The organism is Xanthomonas sp. GPE 39 (assembly GCF_000963005.1).
Lineage (GTDB): Bacteria > Pseudomonadota > Gammaproteobacteria > Xanthomonadales > Xanthomonadaceae > Xanthomonas_A.
This window is the reverse complement of the sequence record NZ_JZHZ01000007.1, coordinates 3033649-3048979: the sequence shown is the minus strand read 5'-3', so window position 1 is coordinate 3048979 and position 15331 is coordinate 3033649. Positions and strand designations below refer to the sequence as shown.

General features: G+C 65.2%; 13 protein-coding genes. 6 read left to right on the top strand and 7 right to left on the bottom strand.

What is annotated here, in order from left to right; translation table 11 throughout:
* The first annotated feature begins 274 nt into the window (after nt 1-274).
* The gene (gene ubiH / locus XALGPE39_RS12790) at nt 275-1489 is read left to right on the top strand and encodes a 2-octaprenyl-6-methoxyphenyl hydroxylase (protein WP_045728505.1); all 1215 of its coding nucleotides are present in this window, start codon (nt 275-277) and stop codon (nt 1487-1489) included.
* Nucleotides 1486-2664 (top strand): UbiH/UbiF family hydroxylase, encoded by a 1179-nt coding sequence (locus XALGPE39_RS12785; protein ID WP_045728504.1) that lies wholly within the window; start codon nt 1486-1488, stop codon nt 2662-2664. The genes ubiH and XALGPE39_RS12785 overlap by 4 nt, the downstream gene beginning before the upstream one ends.
* 82 nt (nt 2665-2746) lie before the next feature.
* Here the strand turns inward: XALGPE39_RS12785 and XALGPE39_RS12780 are convergent, their stop codons facing one another.
* The 3 genes from XALGPE39_RS12780 to XALGPE39_RS12770 form a co-directional block, all read right to left on the bottom strand.
* The gene (locus XALGPE39_RS12780; RefSeq protein WP_235429910.1) at nt 2747-3094 is read right to left on the bottom strand and encodes an EF-hand domain-containing protein; all 348 of its coding nucleotides are present in this window, start codon (nt 3092-3094) and stop codon (nt 2747-2749) included.
* A 96-nt stretch (nt 3095-3190) separates the two neighbouring features.
* Entirely contained in the window at nt 3191-3913 is a 723-nt protein-coding gene (locus XALGPE39_RS12775) for a hypothetical protein (protein ID WP_045728503.1), read from the bottom strand.
* An 81-nt stretch (nt 3914-3994) separates the two neighbouring features.
* Nucleotides 3995-4891 carry an SMP-30/gluconolactonase/LRE family protein gene (locus tag XALGPE39_RS12770; RefSeq protein WP_045728502.1) on the bottom strand — a complete coding sequence of 299 codons (897 nt, stop codon included), beginning with the start codon at nt 4889-4891 and terminating at the stop codon, nt 3995-3997.
* A 124-nt stretch (nt 4892-5015) separates the two neighbouring features.
* Between XALGPE39_RS12770 and XALGPE39_RS12765 the strand changes: the two genes are divergently transcribed.
* Entirely contained in the window at nt 5016-6131 is a 1116-nt protein-coding gene (locus tag XALGPE39_RS12765; protein WP_045728501.1) for a Gfo/Idh/MocA family oxidoreductase, read from the top strand.
* Nucleotides 6132-6212: 81 nt separating this feature from the next.
* Here the strand turns inward: XALGPE39_RS12765 and rlmM are convergent, their stop codons facing one another.
* Together rlmM and XALGPE39_RS12755 are read right to left on the bottom strand one after the other, a co-directional pair.
* Nucleotides 6213-7262: a 23S rRNA (cytidine(2498)-2'-O)-methyltransferase RlmM gene (rlmM, locus tag XALGPE39_RS12760; RefSeq protein WP_045728500.1), complete on the bottom strand. Its 1050-nt coding sequence runs from the start codon at nt 7260-7262 to the stop codon at nt 6213-6215.
* Nucleotides 7263-7285: 23 nt separating this feature from the next.
* Nucleotides 7286-7846 carry a nucleoside deaminase gene (locus XALGPE39_RS12755; RefSeq protein WP_045729202.1) on the bottom strand — a complete coding sequence of 187 codons (561 nt, stop codon included), beginning with the start codon at nt 7844-7846 and terminating at the stop codon, nt 7286-7288.
* 506 nt (nt 7847-8352) lie between these two features.
* Between XALGPE39_RS12755 and XALGPE39_RS12750 the strand changes: the two genes are divergently transcribed.
* Nucleotides 8353-10740 carry a DUF3772 domain-containing protein gene (locus tag XALGPE39_RS12750; RefSeq protein WP_235429812.1) on the top strand — a complete coding sequence of 796 codons (2388 nt, stop codon included), beginning with the start codon at nt 8353-8355 and terminating at the stop codon, nt 10738-10740.
* A gap of 78 nt (nt 10741-10818) precedes the next feature.
* On the opposite strand, the gene XALGPE39_RS12745 is transcribed toward XALGPE39_RS12750, so the two are convergent.
* Entirely contained in the window at nt 10819-12432 is a 1614-nt protein-coding gene (locus XALGPE39_RS12745) for a GGDEF domain-containing protein (protein ID WP_045728499.1), read from the bottom strand.
* 117 nt (nt 12433-12549) lie between these two features.
* Nucleotides 12550-13476, bottom strand: coding sequence for a carbohydrate kinase (locus tag XALGPE39_RS12740; RefSeq protein WP_045728498.1), 927 nt, complete (start codon nt 13474-13476; stop codon nt 12550-12552).
* A gap of 240 nt (nt 13477-13716) precedes the next feature.
* Between XALGPE39_RS12740 and XALGPE39_RS12735 the strand changes: the two genes are divergently transcribed.
* Nucleotides 13717-14046 carry a DUF6172 family protein gene (locus tag XALGPE39_RS12735; protein ID WP_045729200.1) on the top strand — a complete coding sequence of 110 codons (330 nt, stop codon included), beginning with the start codon at nt 13717-13719 and terminating at the stop codon, nt 14044-14046.
* A 228-nt stretch (nt 14047-14274) separates the two neighbouring features.
* Nucleotides 14275-15192: a tryptophan 2,3-dioxygenase family protein gene (locus XALGPE39_RS12730; protein WP_045728497.1), complete on the top strand. Its 918-nt coding sequence runs from the start codon at nt 14275-14277 to the stop codon at nt 15190-15192.
* Nucleotides 15193-15331 lie beyond the last annotated feature (139 nt).

The window sequence follows — 15331 nt, the reverse complement described above, 5'->3', positions numbered from 1 at the left end:
CCCGGGCTGCGGTACGTCGCTGGCTAGAAAAGAGAGGTGATCTTTGATGTGATCTGCTGCCATCAGGCTATTTTGCAATACGTCGAGAAAAATATCAGGCGTAACCATTATGAATTATCCTTAATATAAATATGGTTTAATTTGCCAGTTTCGACCGGCATTGCGATTCAAGCAATCTGTAGTTCTCCTTGTCAAGGGCAATTGGTGAAATTTCTACACAGGTAGACGCGCGGGGCTTGGCCGCACCTTGCGAGGCTGGTCGTATCATGGTCGGATGAGCAAACGACATGACGTAGTGATAGTGGGCGGCGGCCTGGTCGGTGCCAGTCTGGCTATCGCGCTGGACCGCCTGGGGATGGACGTGGGCTTGGTCGAGGCCGCGCCGCCGGGCGCGTTGCCGCCGGTGTTCGACCAGCGCAATCTCAGCTTTGCCGCAGCCACGGTCAACGCACTGACCGCGCTCGGCGTGATGCAGCGCTTGCGCGCACCGACCGGCCCGATCCGGCGCATTCACGTCAGTCGTGCCGGCGATTTTGGTCGGGTTCGGCTGGACGCCGCCGACTATGGGCGCGAGGCATTCGGTCAGGTGGTGGTGGCGCGCGACTTCGGCCAGGCGCTGGAGGAGAGCCTGGCCGCGGCCTCGCATGTGCACCGCTACCGGCCCGCGCGCTGCGTGGCGGTCGAAGACGGGGACACTTCCAATGTGCGGCGGCTGCGCGTCGTTCACGACGGCACCGAGCAGGTGCTGCAGGCGCGCTTACTGGTCGGCGCCGACGGTAGCGCCAGCGCGGTGCGCGATGCGTTGGGTATCGGCGCGATCGGCCACGATTTTCATCAAACCCTGTTCGTGGCGCGGGTGCGTGGGAGCCGTCAACCCGACGGCACCGCCTACGAGCGCTTCCGCGATGACGGTCCGACCGCGCTGCTGCCGCGTGGTGATCGGCATTACGGTGCGATCCACGCGGTCGCCACCGAGGACGCCGACGCAGTGGCGGCGTTGGACGAGGAGGCTTGGCTGCGGCGCTTACAAGACGCGCTGGGTTGGCGGGTGGGCCGCTTGCTCGGCAGTGGCGAGCGCAGTGTGTATCCGATCGTGCAGGTTCTGGCCGATCGCCTCACCGATGCGCGTGCGGTGCTGCTGGGCAATGCCGCGCAGACCCTGCATCCACTGGGTGCGCAGGGTTTCAACCTGGGGCTGCGCGATGCGCTGACCCTGGCCGAACTGCTCGAACACGACCGGACCGATCCCGGCGCGCCGACGCTGCTGCAGGACTACGTGCAGCGCCGCGAGCAGGATCGCCAGCGCACGGTGGCTTTTTCTGGCGGGCTGGCGCGGTTGACGGCCAATCCCGCGTCCGTGCTGCGCCCGTTGCGCAGTCTGGGTCTGCTGGCCGCAGCACGGGCCGCGCCGCTGCAATCGTTGCTGGTCGGTGGGGCGATGGGTTTCCGTGGCGAGGTGCCGCGGCTGTGTCGGGAGGCCGCAACATGAGCCGGCGCGGGATGTTGGATGCGGTGGTGGTCGGTGGTGGTGTGGTTGGTGCGGCGTGCGCGTTGGCATTGGCTAATGAGGGCTTGGCGGTGGCGCTGGTCGAGGGGCGCGAACCGCCGCGTTGGTCGCCGGCGACGCCGGACTTGCGGGTGTATGCCTTCGCTGCGGATAACGCGGCGCTGTTGCACGGCGCGGGAGTGTGGTCGCAGGTGCTCGCGCGCCGTGCTTGCGCATACCGGCGCATGCGCGTGTGGGATGCCGGCGGCGGCGGTGAGTTGGCGTTCGATGCCGATGCGCTGGGGCGCGATCAGTTGGGTTGGATCGTCGAACACGCTCTGTTGGTCGAGCAACTGTGGGCGGCGCTGCCAGCGGCGGGTGTGCAGTTGCACTGCCCGGCACAGGTGGAGACGTTTGAACCGTCGCACGAGCGCGTCCGTTTGCGCCTGGACGATGGCCGCCGGCTCGATGCGCGTCTGGCAATCGCCGCCGATGGTGCCGAGTCCACCTTGCGTGGTTTGGCCGGATTGGATGCGCCGGCACACGATTATGGTCAGTGCGGCGTGGTCGCTTTCGTACAGACCGAATTGCCGCATCAGGACACAGCCTGGCAGCGTTTTCTACCGGGCGGGCCGCTGGCACTGTTGCCGTTTGCCGATGGCCGCAGCTCGATTGTGTGGACATTGCCCGAGGCGGAGGCGAGGCGAGTGCTGGCGCTGGATGAGGCGGCCTTCGGCGCGGAACTGACTCAGGCTTTCGGGGCCCGTCTGGGCACGATGCGTGCCGCGTCGCCGCGGGTCGGATTCCCGCTACGTCGACAACTGGTGGAAACGTATCGGCGCGACGGTCTGTTGGTGCTCGGTGATGCTGCGCATGTGGTACACCCGCTGGCTGGGCAGGGGGTCAACCTCGGCCTGCGCGATGTCGCCGCACTGGCGGCGCTGGTGCGGCGGGCACAGGCGCGCGGTGTCGATTGGGCTGCGCCGCATCGGTTGGCGCGTTGGGCGCGTGCACGGCGCAGTGACAACACCGTGGCTGCTTATGGTTTCCATACGATCAACCGGGTGTTCTCCAACGATGACCTGCACCTGACCCTGCTGCGTGGGCCGCTGTTGGGGCTGGCCGGTAAATTGCCGCTGTTGATGCATGCATTTTGGAAGCGCGCATCCGGGATGTGAGTGTGCGTTGCATTGGCTATGCGTGATGCTTATCGAGTCGACTTGTGGCTGCTGCCGTGAGCGAGGTGCGACGAGGCAGGGCTTACCGCCAGCCGGCCAATTGCGTGCGACTGAGGCGTCCGCTATGGGGGGTGTCCAGTGCATCGAATTCGTCGGCCAGCGATGGATTGGCTTGTGCCTCGCTGCGGCTGATGTAGCCGTCGTGATCGCTGTCCAGCGCGTCGAAGTCGATGTGGTAGTTGCCCGCGACGCGCTCGGGTTGGATCGTGCGCACGGTCACCGGCGCTTCGCCGGCAGCGGTGTGCAACTGGACCTGGTGCGTCACCACGCCGTTGCTCAGTGGCTGCGAGCTGACCGTGGCGTGGACATCGCGCAGTGGTTGGGTGGTCACGCTGGAGGTCGCGTTGAGATTCTGTGCGACGCTGGGCATGGCAATCGTTGCGGACAGGCAGGCGATGAGGATGGCGCGAGGGTAGTGCATGGACATGACGGACTCCGGTACAGCAATCGGTGAGCGGTGATGGTTTCAGAGTGGGATGAACGGGAACGCGAGTTTCAACAGTCCCTTCAATCCGCCTTCTGCAGTGCTGGCGATGGCTTTGACGCCAAGGCTGTTGAGCACTCTGCGTACATCCTGCCAGCGTAGCTTGCTCAGGTCTTGTTTCAACAGCTCGGCGACTTCTTCTGCGGTGGGGGCGAGCTTTTCCAGCGCGCGTGTCACCTTTTCCGGTTCCGGCTGCAGGTAACCCCAGCGTTCGGCAATCTTCAGCAGCGTGTCGAAGCGCACGGCGATCACATCGCGGTTGCGCTCGTATACCGGCATCGCGCCGACGTCGAGGATGGCTTGTTCAAAGCGCTGCTGATCGTCCGGGTGCTCGATGCGGATTGCCAGAAAGCCATCTTTTTTGCTGCGCTCGCTGACATGTTTTGCCCCGGCGCGCAGGTTGTCCTCGGTCAAAAGTGCGGCCACGATGCGTTGCAGCGCGGCTTCGCCGTCCTCCGGCACCAGTGCGCGCCAGCGCGCGTAGCCATCGCGACGCAGGCCCTTCACTTTGGTCGGTGTCACCCGCAGGCGCAGGGCCACCACCGCGTTGGGATCGCTGCGCGCGATTGCGCCGTCGCGTTCCAGCAAGACGAAAATCAGTAATTCCAGGTCGCGTTTGGTCAGCGACTGGAACCCTTGAAGCAGGGTCAGTCTGAGGAATTCCTCGGCGAAGCCGGCGGGATCGTTCAATGTGAGCGGTTGCATGTGTGCGTTCCTCCAGGCAAGGCGCGCAGGATGCCCTGCGCCGATTGCGTGGATTGAGACGCCGCTGCGATGCGTATCCCATCAGTGCCCGTGTTCGCGTCCTGGATGATCGCTGCGGAATGTCTCAATCGCGCCGCGATCTTGCAGGGTCACATAGACCTCGCGCCCGTCTTTGCCGCCGAAGGCCAGGTTGGTGGGCTTGCGGCCCTTGGTCGCGATTTCGTGCAGGACGCTACCGTCGGGCGCCAGTACCAGCACCTTGCCTGCATCGTAGCGGGCGATGTACAGGTTGCCGTCGGCGTCGCAGCGCATGCCGTCCAGGCCGAAATCGACGAAGCTGGTAAACAGCCGCTTGTTGGACAGCGTGCCGTCGCTGGCGCGGTCGTAGACCCAGATCCTGCGCTGTATGCTCTCGTTGACGTATAGGCGCTTGCCGTCCGGGCTGACCTCGATGCCATTGGTCGTGCCCATGTTGGTTTCGATCAGATGCGCGCTGCGGTCGCGATCGATGCGCCACAGTTGGCCGACGTTGCGTTTCCAGTCCGGATCGCTGGCGTATAGCGTACCGTCCGGCGCCATCGCGATATCGTTGGGCTGGAAGGCGCCGGGAAGTGCGGCGTAGACCTCGATCCGTTTGCTGTGCAAGTCGATACGCAGGATGCGATGGTGGCCGTAGTCGGCCACGTACATGCGTCCACGGCGGTCGAAGCGGATGCCGTTGCCGATGCTGCCGTCGGGAAGCTCCACGAACAGTGCCGCGTGCGCATGTCCGGCGGAATCGTGGTTGACGCGACCGATACTGCCGTCGTGGCCGAAATTGACCACGTACAACGCACCGTCCGGTCCACTGGCCGGGCCTTCGATGTTGTGGGTGAAGACGCCATCGCCGATCAGGTCGTGGGTGCTGAAGAGGCTGTCTTGCGCACCTGCGGAGGAGGTCAGTAGCAAGGTGGCGATAGCGAGGAACAGGCGGCGCATGCGCGTCTCCGGGAGGGCGGGAGCGGCAGTGTGCCAGAGCCGTCGCCGAGCCGGTGGTACGCCGCGCACTGTGCGATGTGGTGGATGCGGTTAAGCTGTTGCCACTGTCCGGTTGGAGTTGCGCATGACGCTGTCCTCGCCGAATCGTCGTCTTCTGCTATCGAGCGCGTTGTCCGCGGCCGCTGCGGGAACCTTGGCCGCGCCGCTGTGGGCAAGGGGGCGCGGCAAGCGTCGCAAGCCGTTGGGTGTGGCGCTGGTCGGACTGGGCAGTTACGCCAGCGAGCGCTTGGCGCCGGGCTTGGCATTGACCCGGTATTGCCGACTCGCCGGCATCGTCACCGGTTCGCCGGATAAAATTCCGCACTGGCAGGCCAAGTACCGTATCCCGGATCGCAACGTCTACAGCTACGACGAGCTGGAGCGTATCGCCGATAATCCGGCGATCGACGTGGTCTACGTGGTCACACCAACCTCGCTGCATGCGCCACTGACGCTGCGCGCCGCAGCGGCAGGCAAGCATGTGTGGTGCGAGAAGCCGATGGCGCTGCATGCGGACCAGGCCCAGTCGATGATCGATGCCTGCGCGCGCAACAAGGTACGGTTGAGTATCGGCTATCGCATGCAGCACGAGCCGAACACACGGCGGATCATCGCCTTCGCCAGCGAACGCCCATTCGGTGCCATGCACAGGGTATACGCCGAAGCCGGCTACGACGGCTACCACGACACCGATCCCGCGCAGCGGCCATGGCGGCTGCGTGCGCAGTTCGGCGGCGGTGCGATGTACGACATGGGCGTGTATCCGCTCAACGCGGCGCGCTACACGGTGGGCGCCGAGCCGCTGGCGGTCAGCGCGATCCGCTCAACGGAACGGCCGGCGTTGTTCGACGAAGTCGACGAACAGATGCGCTTCACCCTGGAATTTCCGCACGGCGTGGTGGCCGAGTGTGCAACCAGCTTTGGTCGCAACATGAATCGGCTGCGTGCCGAATGCGAGCGCGGTTGGTATGGATTGGCGCCGTTCCAGGCATACGACGGCATCCATGGCGAGGCCAGCGACGGACGTGTGTTCGATGCGACGGTGCGTCATCAACAGGCGTTGCAGATGGACGAGGATGCCTTGGCGATCCTCAACGGTGGGCCATTGCGCGTACCGGGCGAAGAAGGCTTGCGCGATATCCGCATCGTCGATGCGACTTACCGTTCGGCTGGCGCTGGCGGGCAGCGCATCGTGTTGTAGCGGGTATGGCGCAGATGTTCGTTGCTGGCGCGTTATGCGCTGTGTTGCAGCCGAACAAACGCTGCAATCGGCAGTGTGCGCTCAGCCCGGTATCGCCAGCACGGTGATCTCTTCACGGTCGTGATAGAGCTGTTTGGCGCGCACTTGCAGGGGGCGTTCAGCGCGTTCGGCGAATAGATCCAGGCAGAGCTGGGTTTCGTCCCAACGTTTTTTCATCGGCAGCTTGAGGTTGAAGATCGCATGCCGGCACCAGCCCTCGCGGAACCAGGTGGCCATGCGTTCGGCGACGCGCCGTGGTTGTTCGACCATGTCGCAGACCATCCAGTCCAGCGGCTGCGGTGGTTTCCAGTGGAAACCGTCGGCGCGCAGGTGATCGACCAGGCCGCTGTCGAGCACGTGCTGGCGTAGCGGGCCGTTGTCCACGCTGGTTACATGCAGATGTTGGCGGGTCAGCACCCAGGTCCAGCCGCCGGGGGCGGCACCGAGGTCGGCGGCACGCATGCCCGGTCGCAGCAGGTTTTCGCGCTCGTGCGGTGTCATCAGCGCCAGCAGTGCTTCTTCCAGCTTCAGCGCCGAGCGCGAGGGGGCATCGGGCAGCAGTTTCAGCCGTGGAATGCCCAGCGGCCACGGCGCACTGTCGTTGCTATCGGCGATGCCGAGCAGGGCGTGGGTGCCGCTCAGGAAATACACGTGTAGGCGCGGTAGCCGAGGTTGTGGCGTGTCGCTGAGCAGGCCGGCCTTGCGCAGCGCTGGCCGTAGCGCGTTGCCGAAGCTGCGCGCCAGGCCCGAGAGTGGCTTGCCGCTGTCCGAGTCCGGGTGTTCGACCCATAGATCGCCAAAACGTGCCTGTCCGGCCAGCGCCAGCACGATGGGGGCGATGCGGTCGTGGGTGGGCAAGTCGCGCAGTTCGGCCAGCAGGTGCAATGTCTGCCGTGCGAAAATCAACTCGCGCCAGCGCAGCGTGTGCGCTGGCAGTGGGGTATCACAGATCAGTAGCGCGTAGCTGCTGTTGCGCTCGGTGCGTGCGTAGGCAGCGAGCCCGATGCTGGCGGCGCGCGCGTTGAGTTCTGCGGCCAGTTCGGGTTCGAAGCCGGGCCGGCAATAGCACAGCAGGCCGTTGACAGAGGACATGGGCAAGCCTTGGGTTGGCGAGGTCAATAGCGGGCGCTGTCGAGTTCGCCGTAGCGACGCAGGACCGCGCAGGCGGCATCGCGGTGCAGGCCACGTACCACCTCGATACCGCGGCGTTCCAGTTCGCCGACCCAGTCTGCAGGCAGTGGGCCTTCGTCGAATGTGGTCAGTGCCATGACGTCCTCGGCACTGGCGCCGATCAGTAGGCGGTCGATGCCGGCCCAGATGGTTGCGCCATAGCATTGGCAGCACGGTTGCGAGGATGTCGCCAGGGTGACTGGCGATAGCACGGCGTTTAGACGCGGACTTTGCAGGCGCTGTTGCGCCAGCATGTAGGCCATGTTCTCGGCATGCGCCAGCGACGTGGTTTGCGGCACCACCCGGTTCACCCCGACCGAGACGATCCGGTGATCCGGGCCGAAGACCGCCGCGCCGAACGGACCACCGCTGCCGGCCTCCAGGTTCAGACGCGACAGCTCCACCGCTAGCGCTACCTTGTCGGTATCGCTGGCATAGACGGCCTGTGGATCGACCGCATCGTGGATCCAGGCGGGCAAGGTGAGATGGACTTGCGCGAAAAGCATCGGTGGACGGGGCGACTGACTGGGGAGGCGTAGCTTAGACGCAATTTCCAACTGCAACATCGCCCGCGCGGTGCTGTGGCGATTTGCAAGCGGCATTGGGCAGGACCAGGTGCGCGCGTTGGATCCAATGCCGCTGCCGGTCAAGCATCTGCCCGCGCCGCCTTGACCTGGCGCTTGCGCGCCAGCTCCAACCGCATGTGTGGCGATTGTTGTCGCAAGCGGAAATCGGGCCGTAGATCGATCGCGATTTCCCGCTGCGGCGGGCATGCGCCACTGGAGTTCAGTGCGCGCATTGGCAACATCGTGCTGCTGGTACAGGCCGACGCGGCCGGCTGCAATCGGCCCGCTGGTCGGCCCGCTGGGCTGAACGCGTTGCGGCATCTGCGTTGGATACGCGGTGACGCTGGCGTTGCCCCGGTTCAAGTGGGGCGTCGTATAGTGCGCCGCACGCGCGGTGGTCCGCGTTTGCCCATGTCGGTCTCTGCGTGCGCTTGTTGCCCCGTTTCGTGTCCCTGTCCGTGGTGTTGGTCGTGTTGCTGTGCGCGGCCATGCTTGCGTCCGCTCAGCCGCAGGGTGCGGCCATGCCGCAGGACCCGCAGGTCTTGTTGGATCACGCCGAGCAAGCGTTGAAGGATGCTCGCCGCGCGCAGGCCGATGCCGCCGACCAGGGGGCATTGCAGGAGCTGGTGGCGCAGGTGGGCGACGCCGAGGACGAGGCGCAGGGGGTGGTGTCGAGGCTTTCCCCGCAGTTGGCGCAGGTGGATGCCCGCCTGCAGCAACTCGGACCGGCCGCCCCCGGCGACGGACCCGACATCACCGCCCAGCGCAATGCCTTTATCCGCCAGCAGGGCAGGCTGGATTCGGGAATCAAGCGCGGCAAGTTGCTCGCGATGGAGGCCAGACAGCTAGCCGATGACATCGAGCGCGCGCGCGCTGAGCATTTCAGTCAGGAGCTGTCATTGCGCTCGCCCTCGCCGCTGTCGCCCGCGCTGTGGCAGCAGATCGCCAGCGATTTTCCTGATGATCGCGACCGTCTATTAGCGCTGTATGCGCAGGCGGAGCAGGCGTTTGATACGGCGCTTGCCGATCACGGTGCTGGTGCGCTCGGCATCGGTGTCACGTTGGCGTTGTTCTTGTTGTTTCCATTGCGTTACCTGCTGCGCTGGCTGGGTAAACGCTATGCAATGTCGCGTGCGCCGGGCAGTCGTCTGCGCCGTTCCGGGTTGGCGCTGTGGTTTCTGCTGCTGGGTACGTTGACCCCTGGTCTTGCCGCGCTGGTGCTGGCCGAGACGCTGCGCAGTATCGACGCGATCCCGGCGCGGCTGGAGGCTGTGCTCAGCGGGTTCGTCGTGGTGAGTTTTGCGACTGCATTCATGGGGTCGCTGGGGGCCAGTGTGCTGCTGCCCAACCAGTCGAGTTGGCGGTTGTTCCCGATCGATGACGCCACCGCGCGGCGTTTGCGCAAATACACCTGGGCGACTGCGGCGCTGTCCTGGATCAGCGGCATGTTGTTGGTGTTGAAGCAGGCTAGTCGTATCGGCGATGCCGCCACGGTCGCGGTCGATGGGGTGGTCACACTGGCCTACGCCGTGCTGATCCTGGCGACGGTCAATAGCCTGTCGCGGTTGCGTCGACGCCAGTACGCCGAGGCGGCGGCGCAGGCACTGGCCCATGCGCAGCCGCCGTCCAGTCGACATCGTGGTGCGTTGGCGTTGATCGGTGTGTTGGTCAAGGTGGTGGTGGCGGCGGCGCTGCTGGCGTCGCTGTTGGGCTATCTCTACCTGGGCTTGTTCATCACCCGCCAGCTCATCTGGATCACGATGATCGTCGGCGCAATGCGCCTGACGATGAATTTCGCCGATGATTTCGCGCTATGGCTATTTGCCAGCGATGGCCATATTGGCCGTATCAGCCGTGTCGCCAATGGCGCTTTCGGCGTGCGTCCCAGCCGCTTGGAGCAGGCCGGCGTATTGACCTCGGCGCTATTGCGGGTGTTGCTGCTGCTGATCGGTGTCGGCGCGTTGTTGATGCCATTCGGCACCAATGTGTCGATCTTCTACGACAGGTTCTCGCTCTTGTTCGATGGCATTCGGGTCAGCGACAAGGTGGTGTTGTATCCAGGCGCGATTGCACGTGCGGTGCTGGTGCTGCTGTTGGGTTTGGCCACGATGCAGTACCTGCACCGCTGGTTGACGCATACCTATCTGCCCAAGACCGAACTGGACGATGGTGCGCGCAATTCGATCAGCACCATGGCGCGTTATGCCGGCATCCTGCTGGCCACGCTGTGGGCGCTGGCCGCGCTGGGTATTGGCCTGGAGCGGATCGCCTTGGTGCTCAGCGCATTGTCGGTCGGTATCGGTTTCGGCTTGCAGTCGATCACCCAGAATTTCGTCTCCGGCCTGATCCTGCTCGCCGAGCGTCCGGTGAAGATCGGCGACTGGATCAAGATCGGCGACTATGAAGGCGATGTGCGGCGGATCAGCGTGCGCTCCACCGAAATCCAGGTGGGCGACCGCTCCACGCTGATCGTGCCCAACTCCGAATTCATCACCAAGACCTTGCGCAACATGACCCTGGCCGGGCCGTTGGGGCGGGTGCAGATCCAGTTCGCGGTGCCGTTTGGCAGCGATGTGGCAAGGCTGCAGACGTTGTTGCTGGAGTTGTACGCGGCGCATCCAGGCGTGCTGGAGGAGCCGGTGCCGTCGGTGTTCATCGACTCCATTGCCAATGGCAGCATCACGCTCAACAGTTACGCTTATGTGGCCTCGCCACGGTTGGTCTACGCCACCCGCAGCGATCTGTTCTTCGCCTTGCTGCAGCGTCTGCCCGAGGAAGGCATCGCACTGGAATCGCCGCAGCAGATCAAACTGCTACGCGATCCGCATGAATAAGCGAGGTTGTACTGTGCACGTCAGGCGTGTGCGCTGGTGATGGCGGGTTATGCGTGCCGTGTTTGCCGGTAGCGCATGCTAATCGGCCGAGATCACCCGGTTTTTGCCTGCTTTCTTTGCTTCGTACATCGCGCGGTCGGCGCGCCGCACCAGGGCATCCTGGCTTTCGCCCGCAGCACGCATCGCGACTCCGGCGCTGAAGCTGACAAAGACGCGCTGGTCCTCGTGCGTCACCGCGCGCTGGGACAGGGCGCGCAGCACCCGGTTCACCGCCGCGTTGGCCTCGAAGATCGTGCAGTCCGGCATCAGTAATAGAAATTCCTCGCCGCCGAAGCGCGCGATCGCATCGCTGGCACGCAGCGTGGTGCGCGCCACCTCGACCACATGGCGCAGTGCGGCGTCACCGCCGGCGTGGCCGTAGGTTGCGTTGAGCGTGCGGAAGTCGTCCATGTCCACCATCGCCACGCACAGCGGCTGCGCGCTGCGTTCGGTGCGCACCAACTCGCGCGCGAACAGTTCTTCCAGGCCGCGACGGTTGAGGCTGCCGGTGAGTTGGTCCACTCCCACCAGGTCGCTGACGTCGCGTAGTTCCTGCTCTAGGTGCAGGATGCGTTGCTCGGCCGCTTCCACTTCCTGGCGCGCGGCGATCAGGTGGTCGCGCGCTTGCAGTGCCTGCTGCTGTACATGGCCGGTGTCTTGCAGCACTTCCTGCAGTAGGCGGTTAAGGTCGGCGATGCTGCGTGAGTCGCGGATGGTCTGCGAGTAATCGGCGATACGGTCGTGGAACTCGCCGGTGCTGGTCGCCATGCCGTTCAGTTCCTCGACGAAGGACACCATCATGCCTTTCATCGCATCCTTGGATTCGGCGATGCTCTGCTTGAGCAGGCCCTGCTTGTAGATTACTTCGCGCAGGTTGCCGCGCGCTTCTTCGATCGAGTAACGGTCCAGCGGCCCGACGATCAGATCGCGTACCACCGCGATCTGGCCTTGTAACCAACTGGTGTCGTCGAGCAGTTCGCCGATGTTTTCCAGTAACAGGTCGAACAGGCTCAGCAGCAGGGTCTGCTGCTCCTGGCTGTCGTTGGCGCGCAGCGCGATCTGGTGGCACAGCTCGCGCACGCGCTGCGCGACCGGTTCCAGCGGCTGTCCGGGTTGCCACTGGCGCAGGGCTTCGCCGCTGGCTTCGGCTTCGTTGGCCAGTTCCGGCAGCGTGTGCAGCAGCGAGGCGAGGGCACCGGCCACGGTCTGGCGCAGCAGGTCGCGCAGGCGCTCGCTGTCGCTGGGTCCGGCCAGTGGGTCTTCCACATCGATGGTGCGGATGTATTTGTCGATGAGTTGACGCAGTGCGCGGCCATAGCTGGGCCAGTCGCCGCTGCTGGCCGCCGATTGCAGGCGCCGGCCCATGTCGCCGAGTTCGCCATGCAGCCCGGCCATGCCGTCGGCGAAGGCGCCGAGCAGTTCTGGTGGTTCGTGTGCGTGCTGAAACAGGCGAATCAGCGCTGCGGTGGCAGCGGCCGGGTCGGTTGCGGGGTTTGCCAATGGCACGTCCTCGTGCGCCTGCACCTGCGCCTGCTTGCGCGTGCGCGCAGGCGCTGGGGCGGCGGCAGCGGTCGCTGGTGCCGGATCTCGCCGCCGTGGCGACAATAACTTGCGCAATCCGCTCACTGGCGGCTCGTCGCGTTGATCCGGCATGCCAGCTCATCCTCCCCGTGGATGGGCACGCCTTGCCGCATGCGCGACCCCAGGGCGACCCTCAGGTCCTGGATATCGGCGCCGATCGCGCAGGCTTGAGGGGCGCCGGGAGGTGACTCAGAGTGCGCTGCGCACTTGGTCAAGGGATGGCGGGTTGGCCCCGGCACGGGTGCAGTTGATCGCTGCTGCGGCCACGCAAAAGCGCACGAGCTGCTCCAGTGCGGCGGGGGTGCTGCCCAGCGCCGCGAGCGCGGCCAGGTTGGGCAGTTGGTGCAGCAGGGCGGCTTGGAAGCTGTCGCCGGCGCCGACGGTGTCGGCCACCTGCACCACCCGCCCGGCTACGCGTACCTCGCTGTCGCCGCTCCAGGCCACCGCACCGTCGCCGCCCAGGGTCATCACCACCAGCGATGGCCCGTGTTGTAGCCAACTGCGGGCGATGGCGAACGGATCTTGGTCCGGGTACAGCAGTTCGATGTCTTCCTGGCTGACCTTGACCACGTGCGCCAGGGCGATCCACGTCGCCAGCCGCGCACGCCATACCGCCATGTCCGGTTCCACGGTAGGCCGCACGTTCGGATCCAGCGAGATCAGCCGCTGCGCGCGTTCGCGCTCGGCCAGGGCCTGGAAGGTGCTGGCGGTGGTTTCGGCAACCAGTGTGTAGGAGCCGAAATGCAGGCCGCCGACTGCCGGAGCCAAGGTCGGTAGATCGACGCTGGTCAATGCGCGGTCGGCGCAGCCGGTGCCATAGAACGCGTAGTTGGGGACGCCGCCGGCATCCAGCGCGACCATCACCAGGGTGGTCGCCTCGCGTTTGTCCACGCAGTAGTCCAGCGTCACGCCTTCGTGCTCCAGGGTGGCGCGCAATTGGCGGCCCAGCGGATCGGTGGACAGGCCGGTGAACAGCGCCGAGGCCGAGCCTAGCCTGGCCAGGCCGATTGCCACGTTGAACGGCGAGCCGCCCTGCCGCGCGGTCATGCCGACCGACGTGCCGGCATAGCCATCGATGAAGATGTCGTACAAGGCTTCTCCACACACTACGAACATCGAACGGCTCCTGGTCGGGGGGTAGCGGCGCCGGTCGGCGCGCCAAGCCGGCTATTGTGGCCTATCCTGCGCCGCCAGCGTCATGGGATCGGTCTTGCATGATGGGGCGATCCGCAGCCTGCGGCCGGTTCTGGCACCATGGCGGCCCGCGTCGCCCCTGCAGCGCACGCGCAGTCGCGATGTCGTGGCGTGCGCTGCGCCACCGCAGCCAGCGCCTGTTCCCTTTTCAGGATGTTCGCAGTGAAGAAGACCTACCGGCTCCACATCGAGGGTAAGCACCCCGATCGTCTGCTCGATGCCGCCAAGCACGATATCCGCAAGTACATTCGCCGCGAGCGCCGCAAGACCTTGCCTGCCGGTGCCGACTACTGGGATTTCGACACGTTGTTCGGTGCCGAGCAGGCCAATGCCACGGTGTTGCCGCCGGCGGAGTTGCTGCGCGCGGTGGATGCGCTGGTCGCCGCTGGGGGCACACAGTTCTATGTGGAAATCCGTAGCCGTCCCTGCGCGCGTCCGCCCCGTGCCAAGGGCGCGTCCACCGTTGCCGAGGTTGATCCGTTCGACGACTGAGGGGCCGTTATTGTGCCGCGTGCCGGTCTCTTTATCGGTCCTGCTGGCCGAGGCGACAACCACGCAGCGTGTGTGTGGATGCCGCGATGGTGAAAGTGGCGGACACGCGTTTGCTCGGCAAACACTGGCGTTTGCTCGGCCGCCGGGACGGTTCGCCTGTGCGCGTGGAACAAGCTGCCACAGCCGTCGCTGCGGTACCCTTGCCGGCCCAGACCGTCCGCCCCGCCCATGCCCGTCGAACATAACCAGCGCCCGCTCGAAACCGGGATCCATACCGATCTGGAAGGCCGTCTGACCTATAGCGGCTACCTGCGCCTGGATCGGCTGCTGTCGGCACAGCAGCCATTGTCGGACCCGCCGCACCACGACGAGATGCTGTTCATCATCCAGCACCAGACCTCCGAGCTGTGGTTGAAGCTGCTGGGGCACGAGTTGCAGGCGGCAATCGCGCATTTGCAGCGCGATGCGGTGTGGCCGTGCCGCAAGGTGTTGGCGCGTAGCAAGCAGGTACTGCGTCAGCTCACCGAGCAATGGTCGGTACTGGAGACGATGACACCATCGGAGTACATGGGCTTTCGCGATGTGCTGGGGCCATCCTCCGGGTTCCAGTCGCTGCAGTACCGCCTCATCGAATCCATGCTCGGCAACAAGAACGTGCAGATGTTGCCGGTGTTCGACCATGACCCGCAGGGCCAGGCCGCGCTGCGTGCGGTGCTGGAAGCGCCCAGCCTGTACGAAGAATTCTTGCGCTATCTGACCCGCTTCGGCCATGCGGTGCCGGCGACCTATCACGCGCGCGATTGGCGTCAGCCGCATGTCAGCGATCCGTTGCTGCGCCCGGTGTTCGAGCGCATCTACGAGTACACCGACCGCTATTGGCGCGAATACGCGCTGTGCGAGGACCTGGTTGACCTGGAGACGCAGTTCCAACTCTGGCGCTTCCGCCACATGCGCACGGTGATGCGGGTGATCGGTTTCAAGCGCGGTACGGGCGGCTCCAGTGGCGTCGGTTTCCTGCAGCAGGCACTGGCGCTGACGTTCTTCCCCGAGTTGTTCGAGGTACGCACATCGGTGGGAATGGACAGCCTGGATCCAGAGCGCTTGGGCGCAGAGCTGCAGGCGATGCCACGGGCGATGCAGCCGTAGCGCGCGGCGCAGGCTAGGCCCCGTCTTTGCGCCGATGCCTGGTTTTTCGGGGCTACTGCTGCGCGAAAGCAGCGCTCCGATGGCGTTGCGGCGCGGCAGCGTGTGCGCGCTGCTCTTTACGTCCGCAGTGGCCTGTTTT